General features: G+C 71.6%; 19 protein-coding genes. 9 read left to right on the top strand and 10 right to left on the bottom strand.

Going from position 1 to position 22964, the window contains the following annotated elements; genetic code table 11:
• Nucleotides 1–46: 46 nt before the first annotated feature.
• Complete coding sequence (locus tag G4Z16_RS15810; protein ID WP_197351418.1) at nucleotides 47–997, bottom strand: LLM class flavin-dependent oxidoreductase; 951 nt, start codon at nucleotides 995–997, stop codon at nucleotides 47–49.
• 301 nt (nucleotides 998–1298) lie between these two features.
• Between G4Z16_RS15810 and htpX the strand changes: the two genes are divergently transcribed.
• A complete protein-coding gene (gene htpX / locus G4Z16_RS15805) occupies nucleotides 1299–2210 on the top strand; it encodes a zinc metalloprotease HtpX (protein WP_197351417.1) in 912 nt (303 codons plus the stop codon).
• Between the two features lie 37 nt (nucleotides 2211–2247).
• The gene (gene pspAB, locus G4Z16_RS15800) at nucleotides 2248–2886 is read left to right on the top strand and encodes a PspA-associated protein PspAB (protein WP_197351416.1); all 639 of its coding nucleotides are present in this window, start codon (nucleotides 2248–2250) and stop codon (nucleotides 2884–2886) included.
• A 45-nt stretch (nucleotides 2887–2931) separates the two neighbouring features.
• Here the strand turns inward: pspAB and G4Z16_RS15795 are convergent, their stop codons facing one another.
• The 8 genes from G4Z16_RS15795 to G4Z16_RS15760 all read right to left on the bottom strand — a co-directional run bounded on the left by G4Z16_RS15795 (nucleotide 2932) and on the right by G4Z16_RS15760 (nucleotide 14014).
• Nucleotides 2932–4410, bottom strand: coding sequence for a cryptochrome/photolyase family protein (locus G4Z16_RS15795; protein WP_197351415.1), 1479 nt, complete (start codon nucleotides 4408–4410; stop codon nucleotides 2932–2934).
• Nucleotides 4411–4487: 77 nt separating this feature from the next.
• Nucleotides 4488–6074 (bottom strand): FAD-dependent oxidoreductase, encoded by a 1587-nt coding sequence (locus G4Z16_RS15790; protein WP_197351414.1) that lies wholly within the window; start codon nucleotides 6072–6074, stop codon nucleotides 4488–4490.
• Nucleotides 6071–7336 (bottom strand): lycopene cyclase family protein, encoded by a 1266-nt coding sequence (locus G4Z16_RS15785; RefSeq protein WP_197351413.1) that lies wholly within the window; start codon nucleotides 7334–7336, stop codon nucleotides 6071–6073. Before G4Z16_RS15785 ends, G4Z16_RS15790 begins: the two co-directional genes overlap by 4 nt.
• Nucleotides 7337–7355: 19 nt before the next feature.
• A complete protein-coding gene (locus G4Z16_RS15780) occupies nucleotides 7356–8348 on the bottom strand; it encodes a Rieske (2Fe-2S) protein (protein WP_197351412.1) in 993 nt (330 codons plus the stop codon).
• A complete protein-coding gene (locus G4Z16_RS15775) occupies nucleotides 8345–9325 on the bottom strand; it encodes a phytoene/squalene synthase family protein (protein ID WP_197351411.1) in 981 nt (326 codons plus the stop codon). The genes G4Z16_RS15780 and G4Z16_RS15775 overlap by 4 nt, the downstream gene beginning before the upstream one ends.
• The gene (crtI, locus tag G4Z16_RS15770; protein WP_197351410.1) at nucleotides 9312–11000 is read right to left on the bottom strand and encodes a phytoene desaturase family protein; all 1689 of its coding nucleotides are present in this window, start codon (nucleotides 10998–11000) and stop codon (nucleotides 9312–9314) included. Before crtI ends, G4Z16_RS15775 begins: the two co-directional genes overlap by 14 nt.
• A 108-nt stretch (nucleotides 11001–11108) precedes the next feature.
• Nucleotides 11109–12236, bottom strand: coding sequence for a MerR family transcriptional regulator (locus G4Z16_RS15765; RefSeq protein WP_246530881.1), 1128 nt, complete (start codon nucleotides 12234–12236; stop codon nucleotides 11109–11111).
• The gene (locus G4Z16_RS15760; protein ID WP_197354633.1) at nucleotides 12233–14014 is read right to left on the bottom strand and encodes an SDR family oxidoreductase; all 1782 of its coding nucleotides are present in this window, start codon (nucleotides 14012–14014) and stop codon (nucleotides 12233–12235) included. Before G4Z16_RS15760 ends, G4Z16_RS15765 begins: the two co-directional genes overlap by 4 nt.
• A gap of 374 nt (nucleotides 14015–14388) precedes the next feature.
• On the opposite strand from G4Z16_RS15760, the gene G4Z16_RS15755 reads away from it, so the two are divergent.
• The 7 genes from G4Z16_RS15755 (at nucleotide 14389) to G4Z16_RS15725 (ending at nucleotide 21828) form a co-directional block, all read left to right on the top strand.
• The gene (locus G4Z16_RS15755) at nucleotides 14389–15429 is read left to right on the top strand and encodes an ABC transporter ATP-binding protein (RefSeq protein ID WP_197354631.1); all 1041 of its coding nucleotides are present in this window, start codon (nucleotides 14389–14391) and stop codon (nucleotides 15427–15429) included.
• Nucleotides 15419–16357 (top strand): ABC transporter permease, encoded by a 939-nt coding sequence (locus G4Z16_RS15750; RefSeq protein WP_197351409.1) that lies wholly within the window; start codon nucleotides 15419–15421, stop codon nucleotides 16355–16357. The genes G4Z16_RS15755 and G4Z16_RS15750 overlap by 11 nt, the downstream gene beginning before the upstream one ends.
• Nucleotides 16354–17271: an ABC transporter ATP-binding protein gene (locus G4Z16_RS15745; protein WP_197351408.1), complete on the top strand. Its 918-nt coding sequence runs from the start codon at nucleotides 16354–16356 to the stop codon at nucleotides 17269–17271. Before G4Z16_RS15750 ends, G4Z16_RS15745 begins: the two co-directional genes overlap by 4 nt.
• 14 nt (nucleotides 17272–17285) lie before the next feature.
• Nucleotides 17286–18008 (top strand): ABC transporter permease subunit, encoded by a 723-nt coding sequence (locus tag G4Z16_RS15740; RefSeq protein ID WP_197351407.1) that lies wholly within the window; start codon nucleotides 17286–17288, stop codon nucleotides 18006–18008.
• Between the two features lie 193 nt (nucleotides 18009–18201).
• Nucleotides 18202–19131, top strand: a complete 930-nt coding sequence (gene pheA, locus G4Z16_RS15735) for a prephenate dehydratase (RefSeq protein WP_197351406.1) — start codon at nucleotides 18202–18204, stop codon at nucleotides 19129–19131.
• Between the two features lie 568 nt (nucleotides 19132–19699).
• Nucleotides 19700–20977 carry a serine--tRNA ligase gene (gene serS / locus G4Z16_RS15730; protein ID WP_197351405.1) on the top strand — a complete coding sequence of 426 codons (1278 nt, stop codon included), beginning with the start codon at nucleotides 19700–19702 and terminating at the stop codon, nucleotides 20975–20977.
• Nucleotides 20974–21828: an HAD family hydrolase gene (locus tag G4Z16_RS15725; RefSeq protein WP_246530880.1), complete on the top strand. Its 855-nt coding sequence runs from the start codon at nucleotides 20974–20976 to the stop codon at nucleotides 21826–21828. The genes serS and G4Z16_RS15725 overlap by 4 nt, the downstream gene beginning before the upstream one ends.
• A 23-nt stretch (nucleotides 21829–21851) precedes the next feature.
• Here G4Z16_RS15725 and G4Z16_RS15720 read toward each other — a convergent pair whose 3' ends face one another.
• Nucleotides 21852–22850 carry a helix-turn-helix transcriptional regulator gene (locus G4Z16_RS15720; protein WP_197354628.1) on the bottom strand — a complete coding sequence of 333 codons (999 nt, stop codon included), beginning with the start codon at nucleotides 22848–22850 and terminating at the stop codon, nucleotides 21852–21854.
• Nucleotides 22851–22964 lie beyond the last annotated feature (114 nt).

Below are 22964 nucleotides of genomic sequence, written 5' to 3'. Positions count from 1 at the left end.
CCCTGATGAGCGGCGAACGGGGCATGTGCCCTCCCGGACGTCGCTTCTACTGCTGTGGTGCCGTTCCCCTGAGCTGCGCGATCCCCTCGGTGGCGATGCGCTCGAAGACCGTCTCGTCGGCGGCGAACTGCGAGCCGGCGATCGGCCAGTGCAGAACGATCTCGGTGATTCCCGCCTCCGCGTACTTCCCCGCGAAATCGACGAAGGCGTCGACGGACTCCAGGGGCGAACCCGGCACAAACCCCGTGAGCAGGACCTTCTCCAGGTCCGACGCGTCCCGTCCCGTCTGGTCGCAGGCCGTGCCGAGCCGGACGATCTGGTCGCGCACGGCCTGGAGACCCTCGGCGGGGGTGCCCGTCGCGGCGATGCGCGGATCACCCGTGGTCACCCAGGACTGCCCGTAGCGCCCGGCGAGCAGCATGCCGCGCGGGCCGGTGGCGGCCACGGCGAAGGGCAAGCGGGGGCGCTGCACGCATCCGGGGATCCCGCGCACCTCGTCCGCCGAGTAGAAGGTGCCCTCGTAGGAGACGACGGGTTCGCGGAGCAGCCGGTCCAGCAGCGGCACGAACTCGGCGAACCGGTCCGCGCGCTCCCGCGGCGTCCACGGCTCCTGGCCGAGCGCCGTCGCGTCGAAGCCGTTACCGCCCGCGCCGATGCCGAGGGTGACGCGGCCGCCGCTGATGTCGTCCAGGGACATCAGTTCTTTGGCCAGCGTCACGGGGTGCCGGAAGTTGGGCGAGGTGACGAGGGTGCCCAGGCGCAGACGTGACGTTGCCACCGCGGCCGCGGTGAGGGTGGGCAGGGCCCCGAACCACGGTCCGTCGCGGAAGTTGGCCCGCCATGAGAGGTGGTCGTAGGTGTAGGCGGTGTCGAAGCCCAGCTCTTCGGCGCGCTGCCACCGCTCACGTCCGCCCTCGTGCCAGCGCAGGACGGGAAGGATCACGGTGCTCAGTCTCGGGACGCGCTCGGTCCGCGGGGGAAGAGGGGGAGGTGCCATGGCGCCGAGCCTACGGCGGGCGGCTTCGGAGCCGTCGGGCCGGGTGCTGCGCCGGGTCAGCTTCCGGCTGCTCTCCGTCATTCGCCAAAACGAACGTAAAGAGTGGACAATTAGCTCATAAGTGGCGTACTGGAACACCGCTCGACCCTGGGCGCGGGTGAACGGCCCGCTTCCGGACGAGGACGGTACGGCACGCGATACGGAGGTGCGCGGACCCGCGCCGCCGCGCAGCGCCGCAGCCCGGCGCACGCAGACGGTCCGGTGGGCCCGCTTCCGTAGGAGTGAGGGAGGAGCGTCCGTCATGGCAGCAGCCCGTGGGCGATATGTCGCCGACCGTGGACTGACCAGCCGCATGGTGGTCACGATGTTCCTCATCGGGCTGCTCTATGTGCTGCTGGTGGGCGTGCTGATCGCGGCGCTGGGCAACGCGTGGCCACTCATCGTCATCGCGGTGGGCGGCCTCTTCATCGCCCAGTTCTGGTTCAGCGACCGCATCGCGGCCTTCAGCATGGGGGCCCGTGAGGTGACTCCGGAGCAGGCACCCGAGTTGCACGGTGCCGTGGACAGGCTGTGCGCGCTCGCCGACGTGCCGAAGCCGAAGGTGGCCATGGCCGAGAGCGATGTGCCCAACGCCTTCGCCACCGGACGCAGCCAGCGCAACTCGATGGTCTGCGCGACGACTGGCCTGATGCGGCGCCTGGAGCCGCAGGAGGTCGAAGGCGTCCTCTCGCACGAGCTGTCGCACGTCGCGCACCGCGACGTCGCCGTCATGACCATCGCCTCGTTCCTGGGCGTCATGGCCGGCGTGCTGACCAGGGTCGCGCTGTTCACCGGACTCAGCGGGGCCGGACGCAACGACCAGAGCGGCCTCGGCATCATCCTGCTGGTGATCCCGCTGGTGAGCGTCATCGTCTACATCCTCAGCTTCCTGCTGACCCGGCTGCTCTCGCGCTACCGCGAACTGTCCGCGGACCGCGCGGGTGCGCTCCTGACCGGGCGGCCCTCCGCCCTGGCCTCCGCGCTGACCAAGGTCACGGGTCAGATGGCCCGTATCCCGACCCGCGATCTGAGGAAGGCCGAGCCCTTCAACGCCTTCTTCTTCGCACCCGCCTTCTCCGGCGAGACCATCGCCACGCTGTTCTCCTCCCACCCGCCGCTGGAGCGGCGCCTGGAGCAGCTGAGCCGCATCTCGGCGCAGCTCGGGCAGCAGTGAGCACCGCCTTCGCACCAGTACGAGGGACGTGAACCCCGTGGGCCTTCTCGACGCACTTCTGGGCCGCAGCAAACCCGTGCGCCCCGACCTCGACCAGCTCTTCGCCCTCCCGGCGGCCGCCGTCACACTCCAGGCGGGCGCGGACCTCGTACCGACCGGACTGGGATCGGTGTGCTTCGCGAGCGTGGAGGGCGGGGCCTTCAAGCAGCTGCAGCGGGACGTACGGCAGTTGCTGGACGCCGATCTCTCCCAGGGGTCCCGGCCCGATGACGACCCCCGGGCGGGCGGGATCCCGGTGGAGTTCAGCCAGGACGAGTACGGCTACACCTGGCTGCTGGCCCGGCACGAGCCGGAGGAGACGGTCGAGCTCGTCAACGATCTGCACGCGGTGAACACCCTGCTCGAGGAGAACGGGTTCGGTCCGCAGCTGCTGTGCTCCCTGGTCGGCTTCCGGGGCGCGGAGGAGACGGAGAGCGAAGGGGCCGCGGCCCGCTCGCTCGCCCTCGTCTATCTGTACAAGCGCGGCACCTTCTATCCGTTCGCTCCGCAGCCCGGGCGGAAGGAGAAGCGGGACAGCACGCTCGAGCTCCAGATCCGCGGGCTGCTGACGGACGACCTGCCCGTCGAACCGGACCTGGGCCGCTGGTTCCCCGTCTGGGGAGCGCCCGGACTCTGAGGTTGCGCGCCTCGCGGTGGTCCGCGCCGAGCGTGCCGGAGCGGTTCAGGGGCGCTGCCGGGTGCGCTCCCGCGCGACCACCTCGTCCAGGTCGGTGATGCGGTGGAGATTGCGCAGCTGCGGTGCGAGGCGCCAGTTGCCGGCCAGGCGCTTCTCGTTGCGGGCGAGGAACCACCAGTACCCGGCGGTGTACGGACACGCGTCGTCGCCGGTGCGTGCGGACGGCCGGTAGACGCAGTCGTGGCAGAAGTCGCTCATCCGGTCGATGTAGGCGCCGCCCGCCGCGTAGGGCTTCGTGGTGATCGAGCCACCGTCCGCGTACTGGGACATGCCGATCACGTTGGCGGCCATGACCCATTCGTAGCCGTCGACGAAGCAGCGGTGGAACCAGTCGGAGAGTTCGGCGGGGTTCCAGCCCCGCTGCAGGCCGTAGTTGCCGAGGACCATCAGACGCGGGATGTGGTGCGTCCAGCCCTGGTCGCGCACGTCCCCGAGCACGGTGGACAGACAGCGGGCCCGTACGTCGTCGGCGTCGAGCCGGTCGAACCAGTCCGGCAGGCGCCGCCTCGCCCGCAGCGCGTTGCGGCGGGCGTATCCACGTCCGAAGTGCCAGTACGTGTGCCACACGTAGTCGCGCCATCCGATGACCTGGCGGACGTATCCTTCCGCGCTGCGCAGCGGCACCCTGCCCTCCCGCCATGCCTTCTCGGCCGCGCGTACGCACTCCATGGGGTCCAGCAGGCCGAGGTTCAGGGCTGCCGACAGTCGGCTGTGGCTCATGCTGGAGTCGCCGGCGAGCATGGCGTCCTCGTAGGGGCCGAAGGTCGGCAGCCGCTCCTCGATGAAGTGCTTCAGTGCACGCCGTGCCTCGGCCCGGGTCGCCGGGAACTGCCGGGGCCCGTCGCGGCCGACGAAGGAGATCTCGCCCCTGCGTTCGGCGGCGTCGAGGTCGGCCCGTACCTCGGCGTCGATGTCGTCCTCGTCCGGGACGTACGGCGTGGGCAGCGGCAATTCGGCGGCCGCGGGCGGCGGCTCCCTGTTCTCCTTGTCGAGGTTCCACTGCCCGCCGGCGGGTTCGTCGCCGTCCATCAGGAGACCTGTCGCTCTGCGGGCGCTGCGGTAGAAGCTCTCCATGAGCAGCGGCTTGCCGCCGCGACCGGCCGCCCATTCCTCGAAGTGGTCGCGGCCGGTGACGAATCCCCGTGAGGGGAGGACTGTCACCCTGTCGAGCTTCTGCACGAATTCGGCGGCCGCATGGGACGTCGGGCCGCAGACCGTCAACGGGTCCCGCACACGGGCGAGGGCTTCCCCGTAGGTTTCGGCCTGCACGAACCGCGCCCGCTCGCCCAGTTCGGCTGCCCTGTGCCGCAGGGCCGAGAGCACCAGATGAGCCTTCTGCCGGTGGAAGCGTCGGCGGCGCAGCACCGCCCGTGACTCGATCAGCAGCACCGGCTGGTCCTTCCCGTCCAGGAAGTGCGGGCCCAGCTGGTCCGCGAAGCACCAGCGGCGCTCTGGATCTGCCATTCACCCACACTGCGGCAGTGTCGCGTTCTCCGCACACGCGGGCGGGCGGCCGGAGGACGGCGCCGACGGCGCAGCCGTCAGCCCAGCCGGCTCAGCGCGCGCAGCGCGGCGGAGCGGCCCGCCACCGGCACCGACCACAGCGGGTGCCCCCGAACGCCCCAGGTGGCCAGCAGCGCGTTCGCGGCCTGGAACCCGGTGGTCGCCGCCCGCTCCATCAGTGCGACCGGCAGCCGCGTGCGCACCAGGTCCCCGGCGACCACGAGCCGCGGGTGGCGGGTGCGCACGCCCGGCCTGTCCGCGTATCCGCCGACGGGGAAATGGGGGCAGTCCTGCTGCCATTCGTGACGTACGTCGACGGTCCCGGCTCGTGCCGTCTCGGGGTAGACGCGGGATAGTTCGTGCCGCGTGCGGGCTTCGACCGCGGTGCGGTCGCGGCCGGCGGGTACGGCGTACGCGTGCAGCTCCACCACCGAGCCGCCGCTTCGCCGGGCCCAGCGCGCGGCCTCGCCCTCCCACCGGTCGAGGACGCTGACGTTGTCGAGGGGCCCGTAGCCGCTCGTACCGAGGAAGCCCGGCCTGCCGGGAGCCACGGGTCGGTCCAGCCAGTAGCGCGAGACGAGGAAGGGCGGGGCCTGGCGCAGGCGCGCGATGCCCGCGCGCCAGTGCTCGTCCCCGATTCGGGGGGAGTCGGCGACGAGGGTCTGCAACCCCCTGCTGTCGAGGGTCAGGACGCAGGCGTCATAGCGGTGCACCTCCGGGTCCGCGTCGTCCGGGCGGGCGGAGAGGGACAGCGCGAAGCCGTCGCCTTCGGGCACGAGCGAGCGCACCCCGACGCCGGTACGGACCCTGACGCCGAGCTTGCCGAGGCGGCGCGCGAGCGGATCCCACAGGGCGAAGGGGAAGGGCTCTGCGGGGACGTCGAAGAGCAGGCCTTCCGCCGATCCCAGGAAGTAGATGTGGAACATCAACACGAGCTCCGCGGCGGACAGTTCGCGCGGGTCGGCGAAGAAGCTCCGGGAGAACACCTCGAAGGCCAGGTCACGGGCCTCGTCGGGAAAGCGGACCCTGTCCAGGAACTCCGCCGCGCTGACCTCGTCCAGCCGCCGGTAGATCTCCGGCACCCGCACGTCGAGAAGGGGCAGCGCCGCCCTCGGGTTCATCCTCGCCATGCCGGAGAGCGTGAAGGTGGGGCTGCGCGCCACGAATCCCAGCACGCTCCACGGCGGGGTGCGCGGTACCCGCCGGAAGCTGTCGGACGGGCCGCCGGCGCGCCGCAGCGGGTAGTCGGGCAGGGGCACGAGCGTGCCGGCGCCACAGCCGGTGCCGGAGTCGTCGACCGTACGCCGAAGCAGACCCCGCAGGTTGTAGTACTGGCGGAAGAAGGCGTGGAAGCCGCGGCTCATCGTCGCGGTGCTGCCGTCGGCCAGCCGCGTGTGCCACCCGCGCAGCCGCCCGCCCAGCGTCGGCCGCTCCTCCAGGAGGTCGACGCGTACGCCGCGTTCGGCCAGGGCGGTGGCGGCGGCGAGCCCGGCGATGCCGCCGCCCACGACGGCGGCGCGGGGCGCGGGCTCGCGGACGTGCGGAGCCCCGGCCGCCGCCGGCCAGAGGACTGCACGCCGGTCCCGGATGTGCAGCGGCGGCCGTGGCCGGTGGCCGTGCCTCACGCCTGCACTCCCCCGTGCTCGACGGCCGCGGACCGGACGCCCGAAGAAGGCCGCTCCGCCTGTACTGCCCGGAGCGGTACGAAGGGGAGTTCGCCCAGCGTGCGCACCATCGGGAGGACCGGGGCGCGCAGGCCGATCGCCCACTCCTGCGCGGGAGTCGAGCGCCCTTCGAGGAAGTGCAGCACCCGGTCCAGGGGGTTGCGCCGGAAGAGGCCGGTGAAGAAGGCCCCGCCGTCGATGCGGCCGGTCGCCAGAGCCCGCAGCAGGACTGCGTCCATGGTGCGGTGGCGCCACGAGTGCGCTTCCGGCGGCAGCGGCGTACGGCCGGCCCCGTACGCGGCGGCGACGGCCGTGGCCTGGCGCTGGAGCGCGGCGAACGCGTAGCCGGTCGACGGCCGCACGGCGCCCCCCGCGGCACCGATGCGGAAGACCGACCTGCCGGCTCGGCGCCGGAAGACGCCGTCGGTCATGGGGATGACGCCGTGCTCGGTCTCGGTGACGGTGTAGTCGCCGAGCCGCCGGGTGTCCTCGAGGTAGCGGCGCAGCGCGGTCTCGTACGTCCGGGTGCTCGCCACCGAGGTGGAGAAGACCGTGTACTCGACCAGGGCCTCGTCCTCCGAGAGGGGCAGGAGGTAGACGAACGCGAGGCCCCCGGGCGGCGGTTGTGGCGTACGGAAATCCATCAGCTGGGCCACGGACGGGTCGAAGCAGGCCCGCCTGGTCTGCACGAACCACCCGCGGAAGTGCTGCAACAGCGTGGTGCGGGCCGGGGGCAGCCGCCGTGGCGGGCGCGAGTCGAACACCCAGCGGCTGAGGAGCCGGAACGGCCGTCCGTCCGCGTCCACCCCGGTCGTCTCGCCGCCCCCCGGCACGTCGCGGATTCCGGTGACCGTACCGGTCACGCGTCGCACCCCGGCCGACGAGGCCAGCCGCGCCCCCAGTTCACGCGTGTAGGCCGTGGAGCGGAGCATCTTGTACGTCGTCCCGCAGGCGCCCGTGGTCGTACGCCCGTCCCCGTCCGTGACGGACAGCCGCGTCCACGCGGCGGTCAGGAGATCGTCGAATTCGCCCGGCCCCTCTTCCCAGAAACACCAGGTCCGCTCCGGGCTGCGGAGCGGCCCCGGGGGCGGCTCGACGAGCAGGACGCGGGGGGCCGCCCGCCCGGCGCCGGCCGCGCCGCTCACCAGGCGCCACGCGAGGGACAGGCCGGATGCCCCGGCTCCGACCACGACGACGTCGGCGTCCGCGTCGGTGTCAGTCATCGGCACGTCCTTTCCGCAGTCAACCCGGGAACCGTCCCGCACTGATCAACTGCCGCCTGCGCTCGGCGTATGCGAGGTCGTCGCGCCAGAGTCGTGCCGCGGCCCGGCGCATGAAGGGGCGCAGCAGCGGCGCCGCGAGCCGGGCAGCGGCGAAACCCCTGCGCTCGGACGTGGCGAGCACGGCCTCGATCACCGCGGTGCGCGGCCGCGGATGCCCGGGAGGAGTCAGCGGGGTGGCGTGCGTCTCCACGGCGGACGTGGCTCCCTCGCCTTCGAGGATGTGCATCACGACGGTGCGTGGTTCCGGGGCGGCGAAGGCGGCGCGCACAGGGATGCCGGTACGGGCCGTCAGCCGGTAGGCGACATCGATGAGGAAGCGGTCGCCGTTGTGCGGTTCGGGCTCCTCCACCACCGTCAGCCGGGCGAAGGCGTACGGGTGGAACCACGAGCCGTGCCAGGGATCGAGGCGGTTGGCGACGACGTCCTCCGGCTCGCAGCCGCCGACCTGCGTGACCACCGCGTCGAGGGTCTTCGCGGCGGCCGGGCGGTCCGGCAGCACCGGCAGCGGCGTGGGCTCCTCCCCTCCCACCTTGTCGAGCCGCACCCAGGCGAGGACCCCGTCGTCGTGTGCGGGGAAGAGATGCCAGTCGCCCATGCCGCCTTCGTCCAGGGCCAGGCCGTGCCACCGGCATACGAGGCGGCCACCGCACAGGGCGGCCTCGCGCAGCGGAGCACCGAGATGAGGGCATGCGCCGGGTGCCGCGCGCAGGGCGCCCGCCGAGTTCCGCCAGACGACGAGCTCGACCCCCGCGACCGTGCGGCCGATCGGACGGTCGTCGGGGACGTCCCGAGAGGAGGTGAGCACGTACCAATTGCCGGAAGGGCGGTTGACGGCCCGCTTCAGCGCGTCCGCGATGAGGGAGGGGCGGGCCGCCTGCCACGTCGGCGGCTGCCGCTCCCAGGCAGAGGCGGGGAGGAGCCGCAGCGGGCTGCGCCGGCCCGGCCGCGTCAAGGGAGCACCGTCCCGGGCAGCGCGCCACGCCGTTCGGGGAAGGGTGTGCGGCGTGCGCGCAGCGCGGCGGTTCTGGCGAGGGCGGGGAGCAGGGCTCGCGCCTTGCGGCCGCGGGGGACGACCGTGCGCCGGTGCATGACGGCGCAGTCGGTGGCCTCGATCTCGTCGAGGATGCCCCGGTAGAGGAGCAGAGCCGTCTCCACGCACGGGCGGGAGACCGGATACAGCATGGGGACGCCACGGGCGGCGTGCTGGTAGATCTCCCGTGTCGTGCCGGCGAGTTCGCGCACCGCCGCCCGCACACGCCCGTCGTTGCGCCGGTGGAGACGGCACCAGCGCAGCAGCTCCCGGTCCACGCCGTGCGCCGCCAGCAGGTCCTGCGGGAGGTAGATGCGGTGGCGGTCGAGGTCTTCTCCGACGTCGCGCAGGAAGTTCGTCAACTGGAAGGCGATTCCGAGCGATGCGGCATGCGGCCCGGCCTCATCAGGGGGCGCGACGGTGCCGAGCACCGGAAGCACCTGGAGCCCGATGACGGCAGCCGAGCCGTGCATGTAGTCGCGCAGGTCCTCGTACGTGCCGTACTCGGCGACGGTCAGGTCCATGCGCATCGAGCGCATGAAGTCGCTGAAGTGCTGCGGGTCGATGGCGTAGCGGACGGCGGTGTCGGCGAGGGCCGCGATGACGGGGTGTGTGCTGCGGCCGGAGCGCAGCGCGGCACGCAGGTCGGCGTCGAGCCGCAGCAGGCGGGCGCCGCGCTCGTCGAGGGAGATCGCCGGGTCCGGGGCGTCGACGATGTCGTCGGCCCACCGGGCGAAGCCGTACAGGGCGTGCACCGCGGGGCGCTGGCGGGGCGTCAGGAGGCGGGTGGCGAGGAAGTACGTCTTGCCGTCACGGGCGTTGAGTTCCCGGCAGCGTGCGTACGCGGCGCGCAGCGCGGGATCGAGGACGTCCGCCGCGTTCAGCTCACCTCTGAGCATCGGCCTCGCCTTTCGGGGTGGTGACAGCGGGCCCGGAAGAGGGCGGGCCGGACGGTACCGGTGTGATGCCGGCGCGGGTGCCTGTGCCGGCGCCTGTACGCGTACGGATGCGGGTGCGGGTGGCCGTGCGTGAGCGGGGGCCGGGGCCGGTGCTGGTGCTTGCGCGCGGGGGTACGGGCGGTGCAGGTGTGCGGGTGTGCGTACCGGTGATGCGGGCGGCGGCGAGCTTCCCGGAGACGATCACGGTCGGCACACCGACACCGGGCGTGGTGCCGCAGCCGGCGAGTACGACGTTCTCCCAGCCGGAAGGCAGGTTCTTGGTCCGGAACGGGCCTGTCTGCGCGAGCGTGTGGGCCGCGGAGAACGGCGTCCCCGCCGCGTGGTGCTGCGCGGCCCAGTCCGCCGGGGTCACCAGCCGTTCCGTCTCCAGGTCCTGGCCGAAGCCCTCCAGACCGCGGCCGTGCAGCACGGCCTGAAGGCTCTCGCGGTAGCGGGGCGCGATGGCATGCCAGTCGTGCGAGCCCGTCACCAGATTGGGGCAGGGGGCCAGTACGTAGTGCAGGTGCCGGCCCGGTGGCGCGAGGGAGGGGTCCGTGACGGTCGGGCTGGTGATCAGCAGTGAGGGATCGCTCATCAGCTCACCGGTGCGGGTCAGCTGGCGGAACGTGTCGTGCCAGGTGTTGCCGAAAGAGATGGTGTGGTGGGCCAGTTGGGGCCAGGTGCGGCGCCCTCCCGCGTGCAGCACGACCGCTGACGGCGCGTAGCGCAGCGGCAGCGCGCGTCGCGGGGCGCCGCCCAGCAGCCGGTGGGTGACGGGCAGATCGCAGGTCAGGACCAGCGCGTCGCAGGGGATCCGCTCCCCCTCGGCGGTGTGTACGGCTGCGGCCCGGCCCGCGGGGGAGCGCTCGACGCGGGTCACGGCGGTGCCGTATCGGAAGGTGACGCCGGCCCGCTGCGCGGAGGCGGCCATGCCGCGGGGCACGGCGTACATGCCGCCGCGTGGGAAGTGCACACCGGCCACGGTGTCCATGTAGGCGATCACCGCGTACGCGGCGAGCGCGCGGGTGGGCGGCACACCCGCGTAGAGGGCCTGGAAGGAGAAGATCCGCCGCAGCCGCTCGTCCCGGACGAAACGGGAAATGCGGCCGTGCCAGGTGGCGAAGCCGCCCAGCGCGGCCAGCCGGGCGAGGTCGGGGGTGAGCAGTCCGAGCGGGGAGTCGAAGTTGGCGTCGATGAAGGAGCGCATCTGCACGCGGTAGATCTGCTCCAGCCAGCGTCGCAGTCGCCGGTATCCCGCCGCCTCGGCTGCGCCCGCCGCGCGGTGGATCTCCGCCTCCATGGCCTCGGGCTCGGTGTGCACGTCGATGTGCGTACCGTCGGTGAACTGGGCGCGGTACGCGGGATGCAGCGCGATCAGCTCGATGTGGTCGGACATCGATTCGCCGACGGCCGCCATCGCCTCCTCGATGAGGTGAGGCATGGTCAGCACCGTGGGGCCGGTGTCAAGGAGATAGCCACGGTGCTCGATGCGCCCGGCCCGTCCGCCGGGGCCCGGGGCGCGCTCGACGACCGTGACGCTTCGCCCCGCTCCCGCCAGGTGCAGGGCGGTCGAAAGACCGGAGAGGCCCGCACCGACCACGACCACGTGGTCGGAACGGCCGGGCAGCGTCCTCATCGGTCCACGGTGGCCCGTGGTGGCCCGCACGCGGGCCAGTGGCGCGCCGGGTGGGCGGGTGATTCGGTCAGACGTCGGTCAGTACTTCGGTCAGTACTTCGGCCGGTACTAGGGAGAGCTGGGCGGTCCTGCGGAGGCCGGGGGCCGGGCAGCAGCGAGGAGGTCCATGGCGCGGGAGTGCACCTCGCGCTCCGTGGCCGCCGTGATGAAGGCGCCGGCATGCTCCTCACCGACCAGTTCCCGTACGGCGGCGAGGGTCGCCGCGGGCAGCCGTACGGGTTCGGTGGCCGCCGACTGGGACACCGTCGAAGACGCAGGCGGCGCCACCGACGGGGGCGTCGTTACGGAGCCTGCGGGTGCGGGTGCGGGTCCGGGACTGGGAGCCGAAGAGGCAACCGGCGCCCGTGCCGGTGCCGCAGCTTGCCCCGGTGCTTCCGTTCCGACCGTCTCCGCTTCCTGCGACACCGCCGCCCGCCGCAGGTGCTCACGCAGGCTGCGGGAGGCGAACGTCCGCATGGCGCGGGCCAGTTCGGCGTCGACCGTCTGCTGCGCCAGCGGGCGCAGCCGGCGCACGAGACCCGCCGCCTCCGAGGCGTCCTCGTCCGAGGGACGGGTGTGCAGGCATCGGCGGAAGATGTGCTCGTCGGTGAGTTCCATGAAGCGGGCCGCTATGCCCTCCACCTGGGTGCGCAGTTCGCGGAGGTGCTCGGTGAGCGCGAGCAACGGCACGCCCGCCCGGTGCAGTTCGGCGGCCACGGCCAGCTCCTGCGGGCTGGGGAGTAGATACTCCCCGGGCCTCTCCGGCAGCGGCACCAGCACGCCCAGCTCGACCGCCTCGGCCACGGCGTCGTCGCTGTCGCCTGAGCCCTCGCCGAAGAGTTCGTCCAGCTCGGCGCGGGTGACACGCTCCGGCTCCTCGTCCGTCCACGGTCCTTCGACTTCCGAGACGAGCCCCAGCACACCGCTCAGACCGCGGCCTTCGTCCCACGCCTCCAGCAGGTCCTTGATGGACGCGAGCGTGTATCCGCGTTCCAGCAGCGCGGCTATCTGCCTCAGCCGCGTCAGATGGGTGTCGTCGTAGACATTGGCCCTTCCGCGTCTGCCCGGCCGGGGGAGCAGGCCGCGGTCCTGGTAGGCGCGGATCGTGCGGACGGTGGCGCCGCTGTGCCCCGCCAGGTCCTCGATGCGGTACTCACCGCGGGCCCCTTCCACCAGGCCGTCCTGGCCCGCCGTCACAGCGGGGGCTCTATCCGGGCGATCGCACGCAGTACTCGCGGTGAGAGCCGGGAGAGCACCCGGACACCGCGGGCCTCGGGGGTGACCGGGACGACCGCCTGATTGCGCACGACGGCCCGCATGATCACCCTGGCGACCTTCTCCGGCGGGTAGTTGCGCAGCTTGTACAGGCGGGTCACCCGTTCCCGGCGGCGCCGCTGCCCGGCCTCGTCGAGGCCGACGAAGCGAGCCGTCCTGGTGATGTCCGTGTTGACCGGCCCGGGACAGACCGCGGTGACGCCGATGCCCCGCCCTGCCAGCTCGGCCCGCAGGCACTCGCTCAGCATCAGGACGGCGGCCTTCGACGTGCCGTAGGCGGGCAGCAGCCGCGTGGGCTGATAGGCCGCGTCCGAGGCGACGTTGACGATGTGTCCGCCCTGGCCGCGTTCCGCCATCTGCTTGCCGAAGAGGCGGCAGCCGTGGATGACGCCCCACAGATTGACGTCCAGCGTCCGCTTCCAGTCCTCGACGCTGGTGTCGAGGAAGGGACCGGAGACGCCTATGCCGGCGTTGTTGACGAGAACGTCCACGACCCCGTGGTCGGCAGCGATCCTCTGGGCGAGCTTCTCCATCTGCTGCTGGTCGCTCACGTCGGCCGTCTCCGCCCAGGCCTGCGGAGATCCGGCCCGCTCCGCCGACTCCGCGGTCCGCGCGGCCCGTTCGCCGTCCACGTCGACCGCCACGATCCGCGCTCCGGCCGCGGCGAACGACAGGGCCGTGGCCCGGCCGATGCCGCTTCCCGCCCCCGTGACCAGCACGAGCGAGCCGCCGAACCGCTCCGCGTACGGCCCGCTGCCCTCGTACACCCGCACGGGCTCGCCCGGCCCGGCGGCCCGGCCGGATTCCTGCGCGTCGACGAAGTCACTGATCCAGACCGCGAGTTGGTCGGGCCGGGTGCGCGGGATCCAGTGCTTGGCGTCCAGCGTGTGCCGGACGACGCCGGGTGCCCACGACTCGACGTCGTCGTAGAGCCGTTCGCTCAGGAAGACGTCGCGGGTCGGGGTGATCAGCTGGACGGGCACATGGGCATGGCAGTCGTCACGGGGGTGCCGCAGCCTGAAGCGCACGTTGTCGCGGTACAGCCATGCGCCGTGCGCGGCGTCGCGCCCCAGCGAGGACGTGGGGTAGCCGTCCGCGGGCAGCTTCTCCGCCCTGCGCAGCAGCTTCGGCCAGGCCCGTGACAGCGGTCCCCTCCACGCCAGTTCCGGCAGCACCGGCGTGTGCAGCATGTAGACGTACCAGGAGCGGACGCCCTGGCCGGCGGCCTGCGCCAGCCGCCGCGGCGTCGGACGGTTCACCCGCTTCTTGATCCAGTGGCCGAAGTGGTCGAGAGACGGGCCGGACATCGAGGTGAACGAGGCGACCCGGCCCCTGGTCTCCTCCGCGGTGGCGAACTCCCAGCCCTGCACGGACCCCCAGTCGTGCCCCACCACGTGCACGGGCCGCCCGGGGGACACGGCGCCCGCCACGGTCAGGAAGTCCTGCGTCAGCTTCTCCAGGGTGAAGCCGCCGCGCAGCGGCTCGGGCGCCGAGGAGCGGCCGCAGCCCCGTACGTCGTAGAGGACCACGTGGAAGCGGCCGCTGAGCCGCCGGGCGACCTTCGACCAGACCTCCTTGCTGTCCGGGTAGCCGTGGATCAGCACGACGGTCGGGGCCTGCGCGTCGCCAAGCTCCGCCACGCACAACTCGACGCCTTCCGGTGTGCGCACCCGGCGCTCGCGTGCGCCCTCGATACTCAGGTCCCCGGTCGCCCCCCGGCGCCGGCCCCGGGGCGGACCCGCTCCCCGCTCAGCGCCCGCGCTGTCGGCCCCGCTGCCGTTCCGCTCGCTCACAGATCCCCCAGCCCTTCGAGGCCGGCAGGGACCGACGCCCCTGCCGCGTCCGCGTATTCGACACTGATCAATGTGACAACGGACGATGGCGGAGTCAATAGACCGCTCAAGGCTGTGGATACCAGGGGTAACTTCGAGGTGCGGTGCCTGACCGGCAGGGTTTTCGCCTCACTTGTCCTACGACCCCCTTAAGGGAGCATCACCCTTCGGTACCAGTCGGATCCAGCCCCCCAGAGGGACGTGACACATGGCTCGTAGGCCATAGCGTCAGGAGGGTGACTGTGATTGCTATCGAAAGCCTGACCAAGCGGTACCCACGGGTGACCGCGCTGGACCGGCTGACCGTGGGCATCACACCGGGTGTTACCGGCCTGGTGGGCGCCAACGGGGCCGGAAAATCGACCCTCATCAAGATCTTGCTCGGTCTCTCCCCCGCGACCCAGGGCGGCGCCACCGTCCTCGGACTCGACGTGGCACGGGAGGGTGCGGCGATCCGCGAGCGCGTCGGATACATGCCCGAGCACGACTGTCTGCCGCCCGACGTCTCCGCGACCGAGTTCGTCGTCCACATGGCGCGCATGTCCGGGCTCCCCTTCACCGCCGCACGCGAGCGCACGGCCGACACCCTGCGCCACGTCGGTCTGTACGAGGAGCGCTACCGCCCCATGGGCGGCTATTCGACGGGCATGAAGCAGCGCGTCAAGCTCGCACAGGCCCTCGTGCACGACCCGAAGCTGGTGCTGCTCGACGAGCCGACCAACGGCCTCGACCCCGTCGGCCGCGACGAGATGCTCGCGCTGATCCGCCGCGTACACACCGACTTCGGCATCTCCGTGCTCGTCACCTCCCACCTGCTGGGCGAGCTGGAGCGCACCTGCGACCACGTCGTGGTCATCGACGGCGGCAAGCTGCTGCGTGCCTCCAGTACGGCCGACTTCACCAAGAGCACCGCGTCCCTGGCGGTGGAGGTCACCGACACCGACTCCCACCCGGACGGTGCGGAGGCACTGCGCTCCGCGCTGGCCGCCGCCGGGCTGTCCGCGCAGCTTCCGGGCACGGCGGGCGCCCCCGGTGCCGGGCATGTGCTCATGGTCGACGCGACCGACGAATCGGCGTACGACACCGTCCGCGACACCGTCATGGAACTCGGCCTCGGCCTGGTGCGGATGGAACAGCGCCGCCACCACATCGCGGAGGTCTTCAACACGGAGCCCGGCGCCGGGGCCTCCGCCCCCTCCGCCGACGCCCTGACCAAGGGCGGCGGTCCCGCATCCGACCGCGAACTCCAGCCGCAGAAGGGAGGCAGCGGCGATGTCGCCTGAGCCTCACGGCAGCACACCCGTCGCGACCGCCGGCAAGCCGCCGGGGCAGCGCGGCGAGGACGTCATCCACAACATCGGCTACCGCAACTACGACGGCCCCCGGCTGGGCCGCGGATACGCCCGCACCTCCCTCTTCGGGCAGTCGCTGCGCGGCGCTTACGGGCTGGGCCGCTCGGCCAGGTCCAAGGTGCTGCCGATGATCCTCTTCGCGGTCATGTGCGTACCCGCCGCGATCGTCGTCGCCGTCACGGTCTTCACGAAGGCCAAGGAGATGCCGATCGACTACAACGCCTACGTCATCCAGATGCAGCCCGTCATCGGCGTCTACATCGCAGCGATGGCACCCCAGGCCGTCTCCCTCGACCTGCGCTTCCGCGTCGTGCCGCTGTACTTCTCGCGGCCCATCCAGCGCGGGGACTACGTCGGCGCCAAGTACGCGGCGCTCTCCGCCGCGATCTTCGTCTTCACGGCGACGTCCGTCCTCATCCTCTACGTCGGGGCGATGCTGGCGAAGCTCGACTTCGGGGACGAGACGAAGGGCTTCGCGTACGGGCTCGTCTGCTGCGCGGTCTTCTCCGTACTGCATGCCGGCATCGCGCTGACGGTGGCCGCCGCGACACCGCGCCGCGGCTTCGGCGTCGCGGCCATCATCGCCGTGCTGACCATTCCGTACATGCTCGTCAACGTGCTCCAGGGGATCCTCGCCTCCCAGGACAACACCGACTCCATCGGCTGGATAGGCCTGGCGTCGCCCGGGTCGCTCGTCGACGGCCTGCAGAGCAAGTTCCTGGACGGCAAGCACGCCTTCCCGGGCGGCCCGCCCGACCTGACGAGCGCCCAGGCGTCCGTGTACGCACTGCTGACCGTCGTACTCATCGCCGGAACGTACGCCCTGCTGCTGCGCCGCTACCGAAAGGCCGGGCTGTGACAACTCTGCATATCGACCACACTTCCCGCTGGTTCGGGAACGTCGTCGCCGTCAACGACATCACCATGGACATCGGCCCCGGCGTGACCGGCCTGCTCGGCCCGAACGGTGCGGGCAAGTCCACACTCATCAACATGATGGGCGGGTTCCTGCCGCCCTCGACGGGAAGCGTCACGCTGGACGGGGCACCGATCTGGCGCAACCAGGCGGCGTACAAGGAGATCGGCCTCGTCCCCGAGCGTGAGGGGATGTACGACTTCCTCACCGGCTGGGACTTCGTCCTGGCCAACGCTGAACTGCACAAGCTGTCCGACCCGGCCGCGGCCACCCGCAAGGCGCTGGCCACCGTCGAGATGGAACAGGCGCAGGACCGCAAGATCTCCACCTACAGCAAGGGCATGCGCCAGCGCGTGAAGATGGCCTCCGCCCTGGTGCACGACCCGTCGGTGCTGCTGCTCGACGAGCCGTTCAACGGCATGGACCCGCGTCAGCGCATGCAACTGATGCAGCTGCTGCGGCAGATGGGCGACTCGGGCCGCACCGTGCTCTTCTCCTCGCACATCCTGGAGGAGGTCGAGCAGCTCGCGTCCCACATCGAGGTCGTCGTCGCCGGCAGGCACGCGGCCAGCGGCGACTTCCGCAAGATCCGCCGCCTGATGACGGACCGCCCGCACCGCTACCTCGTACGCTCCAGCGACGACCGGCGCCTCGCGGCGGCCCTCATCGCCGACGCATCCACGGCGGGCATCGAGCTCGACTGGAACGAGAAGGCGCTGCAGATCCAGGCCATCGACTTCGGCCGGTTCACCCAGGTCCTCCCCCGGCTCGCCCGCGAGCACGGCATCCGGCTCTACACGGTCTCGCCCTCGGACGAGTCCCTGGAGAGCGTCTTCTCGTACCTCGTCGCGGCCTGAAGGGAGCCCTCTCGATGTACAACAAGACAGTCGCACGGCTCACCTACAGGGGATTGCTGGGACGCCGCCGCGCCCTGCTGCTCTGCGCGCTCCCGTTGCTGCTGCTCGTCGTCGCCCTGGCCGTGCGCATGCTCGGCGACGTGGACGACGACGTCACCAAGCAGCTGCTGGGCGGCTTCGCGATGGCCACGATCGTCCCGCTCATCGGTGTCGTCGCCGGTACGGGCGCCATCGGCCCGGAGATCGACGACGGCTCGGTGGTCTACCTGCTGGCCAAGCCGATCAGGCGCTCCAGCATCATCGTGACGAAGCTGGTGGTCGCGATCGGTGTGACGGTCGCCTTCTCGGCCGTCCCCACGTTCGTGGCGGGCTACATCCTCAACGGCAACAGCCAGCAGATCGCCACGGCCTACGCGGTCTCCGCCGCGGCCGCCTCCGTCGCCTACAGCGCACTGTTCCTGCTGCTGGGCACGGTCTCGCGGCACGCCGTGGTGTTCGGCCTGGTCTACGCCCTGATCTGGGAGACCCTCTTCGGCAGCCTGGTGCCGGGGGCCCGGGAGCTGTCCGTACAGCAGTGGGCCCTGACGCTGGCGCAGAAGGTCGGCGGCAGCGGGGCGGGCATCACCTCGGAGGTGGGCATGGCCACGGGCGTCACGCTGCTGGCCGTCGCCACCGTCGGCGGCGCCTGGTACGCGGCCCGCAGGCTGCGCGTCTTCACGCTCGCCGGGGAGGAATGAGAGCGGCCGCCACCGGCGGCACACGCGGAGTGGGGGCCACGGTCACGCGACCGTGGCCCCCACACGTGTGTCGTCCCGGTGCATGGCCCGTCACGGCGGCGCGCGGGCGCCTCGCGTCAACGCGCGCCGGGCCCGCCGCCCGGCAGATGAGACGCCGGAAACGCTGCGTCTCCGACGCGGCTAACGTGGGCTCATGTCATCAGCGAGCCGCTATACGTACCTCGGTCCCGAAGGAACCTTCACCGAGGCCGCCCTGCACACCCTCCCGGAAGCGGCCACCCGCGAACTGACACCGATGGTGTCCGTGCCCGTGGCCCTCGACGCCGTACGCAACGGCGAGGCCGCGGCGGCCTTCGTCCCGATCGAGAACTCGGTGGAGGGCGGCGTCACCGCGACGCTCGACGAGCTGGCGAGCGGCCGGCCCCTGATGATCTACCGCGAGGTGCTGCTTCCCATCGCCTTCGCGCTGCTGGCCCGCCCGGGCACTCCGCTGGAGAGCATCAAGACGGTGACGGGGCACCCCGTCGCGCAGCCGCAGGTCCGGCGCTGGATGGCGGAGCACATCCCCGACGCGCTGTGGGAGTCCGCGGCGTCCAACGCCGACGGCGCCCGGCTGGTGCAGGAGGGCCGCTACGACGCGGCCTTCGCCGGTGAGTTCGCGGCGGCCACGTACGGCCTCGAACCGCTGGTGACGGGCATCCACGACGCGGACAACGCGGCCACCCGGTTCGTTCTCGTGGGACGTCCGGCGCGGCCCGCGGCGGCGACCGGCTCGGACAAGACCTCGGTCGTCTTCTGGCTGCGCGACGACCATCCCGGTGCGCTGCTGGAGGTGCTCCAGGAGTTCGCTTCGCGCGGCGTGAACATGATGCGCATCGAGTCGCGGCCGACCGGCGAGGGGATCGGCCGCTACTGCTTCTCGGTGGACTGCGAGGGCCATCTGCAGGACCGCCGGGTGGGGGACGTGCTCATGGGTCTGAAGCGCGCTTGCGAACAGGTGCGCTATCTCGGCTCGTATCCGCGGGCGGACGGCGGGCACGCCTCGGAGCGTCCGGGCACGACCGACGCCGAGTTCGTGGAGGCGGCCGACTGGCTGACGCGCTGTCTGGACGGGCGGGGCTGAACGAGGCTGTGCGGCGCTGTGCCGGGACAGCCGGTGCAGCGCTCAAAGTTATCCACAGGCACTCGTGTGGGCTGTGCACAACTCGGGAGGCCGAAACGGGCAATATCGACAAAACCGCATGGAGACCACAAACGTGTCCCCAACGCGGCCAGGGCGGTTTCGTCACAGCAATTCTCTTGGGTCACTCTTCAGCGTGAGTCAACCCCCCTCGAATGAGTGCTTGTTACAGGTTTGTTCCGGGATATCCCGGGTCTCGGCGGATTCCCAGGAACGATCTCCTCCGCAATCCACAGGCCCTACCTGAACCCTGTGGATAACGATGGGAAGAGTCCGGCGTGCTGTGGATAAGTTCCCGGACTTCATCACTCCCGACGCTGCGTCAACTCCCTTCAGGGAACGGCGACATGGCAGGTGAGAGCGCCCGCGTCGGCCAATGCGCCTCTCGACGGAGGTGCCCAGGGACCGCCCCGCAGGGCGCCTCAATTCCGGCATAGCGCGGCAATTCCCGTGAATTCACCGGGGCCAGTACTCGGTCGAGCCGAGGTGATCCCACCGGTACCCTGACGGGGTGATTGACCTCCGACTCCTCCGCGACGATCCAGACCGTGTCCGCGAATCCCAGCGCGCCCGTGGAGAGGACGTCGGCATCGTCGACGCCCTGCTCGCCGCGGACGAACGGCGACGGTCGTCCGGTGTCAGGTTCGACGAACTGCGCTCCGAGCAGAAGCAGCTCGGCAAGCTGATCCCCAGGGCCGAGGGCGACGAGAAGGCCGAACTGCTCAAGAAGGCCGGCGAGTTGTCCGCCGCGGTGAAGGCCGCCGACGCCGAGCAGAACGAGGCCGCCGAGGAGACCCAGCGCCTGCTGCGCCTGCTCGGCAACGTCGTGTACCCCGACGTGCCGGTCGGCGGCGAGGAGGACTTCACGGTCCGCGAGACGATCGGCTCGCCCCGCGACTTCGCCGCCGAGGGCTTCGAGCCGAAGGACCATCTCGAACTCGGGCAGCTGCTCGGCGCGATCGACGTCGAGCGCGGCGCGAAGGTCTCCGGCTCGCGCTTCTACTACCTCACCGGCATCGGCGCCCTGCTGGAACTCGCGCTGGTAAACGCCGCGATCGCCCAGGCCACCGAGGCCGGGTTCACGCCCATGCTGACCCCGGCGCTCGTCAAGCCGCAGGCCATGGACGGCACCGGCTTCCTCGGTCAGGCCGCGCAGGACGTCTACCACCTGGAGAAGGACGAGCTGTATCTGGTCGGCACGTCCGAAGTCCCCCTCGCCGGGTACCACATGGACGAGATCATCGACGCCTCGCGGCTGCCGCTGCGCTACGCCGCCTTCTCGCCCTGCTTCCGGCGCGAGGCCGGGTCGTACGGGAAGGACACCCGCGGCATCTTCCGGGTCCACCAGTTCGACAAGGTCGAGATGTTCTCGTACGTCGCACCGGAGGACTCCGAGGCGGAGCACCTGCGCCTGCTGGAGTGGGAGAAGGAGTGGCTCACCGGGCTCGGGCTGCCCTTCCAGGTGATCGACGTGGCGACGGGCGACCTCGGCTCCTCCGCGGCGCGCAAGTACGACTGTGAGGCGTGGATCCCGACGCAGGGCAAGTACCGCGAGCTGACCTCGACCTCCGACTGCACCGAGTTCCAGTCCCGGCGGCTGTCGGTCCGGATGCGTGAGGGCAAGCAGGTGCGTCCGCTGGCGACGCTCAACGGCACCCTGTGCGCGGTGCCCCGCACGATCGTCGCGCTCCTGGAGAACCACCAGCAGGCAGACGGTTCCGTACGGGTGCCGGAGCTGCTCCGCCCGTATCTGGGCGGGCGGGAGCTTCTGGAGCCGGTGAGCCAGTGACGGACGCGACCGGGGTGACCCGCGATTCCGGCGGCTCCGAAAGCGCGGGCCCGTTCCCGTACCGGCTGATCGCCACGGATCTCGACGGCACGCTGCTGCGTGACGACGAGACGGCCTCGCCCCGTACGCGCGAGGCGCTGGACGCCGCGGCGGCGCGCGGCGCGGCGCACATCGTGGTGACGGGGCGTTCCGTGCCGTGGACGAAGCACATCCTGGCCGACCTGGACTACAAGGGGCTCGCGGTGTGCGGACAGGGCGCGCAGGTCTACGACGCGGGCGCGGAGCGCGTGCTGACGTCGGTGACGCTGGACCGGAGGCTGGCTCAGCTGGCCATCGCCAAGATCGAGGCGGAGACGGGCCCGGTGCTGGTTGCCGCCTCGCAGGACGGCCTGGACGGTGAGGTGCTGATCGGCCCCGGCTACCGCGAGCAGGGCAAGGGCCTGCCGGTGGTCGCGTGTGCCGACCGGGACGAGCTGTGGTCGGCGCCGCTGAACAAGCTGTACCTCCAGCATCGCGTCCTCGGCGACGATGAGCTGGCGAAGGCCGCGAGCGCGGCGGCGGGCGACCTGGTGAGCATCACGATGTCGGGCCAGGACCTGGTGGAGATGCTTCCGCTGGGGCTCAGCAAGGCGAAGGGCCTGTCGATCGCGGCACGGCGGCTGGGCCTCTCCTCGAGGGAGACGATCGCGTTCGGCGACATGCCGAACGACATCCCCATGCTGGCGTGGGCGGCCCATGGTGTCGCCATGGCCAACGCGCACCCCGAACTGCTCTCGGTCGCCGACGAGATCGCCGGATCCAACAACGAGGACGGCATCGCCGTACTGCTGGAACGCCTGCTCGCCGCCTGAACCTCGCGCGGCACGCCCGGTCGCTACGGGGCGGCCTCCTCGTAGAGGGCGGTGACTGACGCGGCGGCGCGGGCGACCTCGTCGCGGGCCTCCGCCGGCTCGAGGATCTCGACGTCCGCGCCGAACTGCAGGAGCTGGCGGACGGCGGCAAGCACCGGGTAGGCGATGTCGACGCGGATCCACTCGCCGGGGTCGGGCGCGGCCCCCTCCTCCTCCCCGCCGGCCGCCGGGTCGTGCACTTCCAGCACGAACGGCCCGACGATCCGCCGGAACATCTCCAGCCGTGGACGGCGAACGCGCACCTCGACCCGTACGTTCGCGGGCCGCTCCTCCACCTGGCGCCGCAACACCTCCCAGGCGTCGGCCAGTTCGACTCCCTTCCTCCGCTGCACGGCCGCCTCCGTCACGTTCGCGTCCAGGATGCGGTCCGCACGGAAGAGCTGCGCACGGCCGCGCCGGTCCGCGACGAGGTACCAGGTTCCGGCCTTCGCGACCAGCCCGTACGGGTCGACGGTGTAGGTGTGCGTGGTGGTCTCGCCGCCGTGCCGGTAGCGGATGCGCAGCCGCCGGTCTGTGAAGACGGCCGTGTTGAGCGTGTCGAGGTCGACGGATGGCTGCGGCCGGGCCAGCCACCGGTCGGGGTCGACGAGGATGCGGCGGCTGGTGAGTTCGGCGGCGGGCCTGTGCGGGGCGGGCAGCGCGGCCATGACCTTGCGCAGGGCGGAACCGAGTGCTCCGTCCAGGCCCAGCGCGGAGTGTGCGCCCTGCGCGGCGAGCACGAACAGGGCGCGTGCCTCGTCGGAGGTGAGGCCGGTGACATCGGTGCGGAATCCGGCGAGCAGCGAGATGCCGCCGTGCCTGCCGCGTTCGGCGTAGACGGGCACGCCTGCGGAGGAGAGGGACTCGATGTCGCGGTAGATGGTTCTCGTGGAGACCTCGAGGCGGCGTGCGAGTTCGTCGGCGGGCACGCGGCCGCGTGTCTGGAGCAGCAGGAGGATCGAGAGCAGACGGTCCGACTTCACGTTCGCCAGCATGCCGGAAAACTTGACGGCGGGTGTCAGGAAATCAGGGGAAGGTCTCCTCAGTCCGCAGGTCGGGGCCGTCACAGCCCCGGCCCGGCGGCGCACGGCCGCCCG

It is taken from the genome of Streptomyces bathyalis (assembly GCF_015910445.1).
Lineage (GTDB): Bacteria > Actinomycetota > Actinomycetes > Streptomycetales > Streptomycetaceae > Streptomyces > Streptomyces bathyalis.
This window is presented reverse-complemented; position numbering and strand designations above follow the sequence as displayed.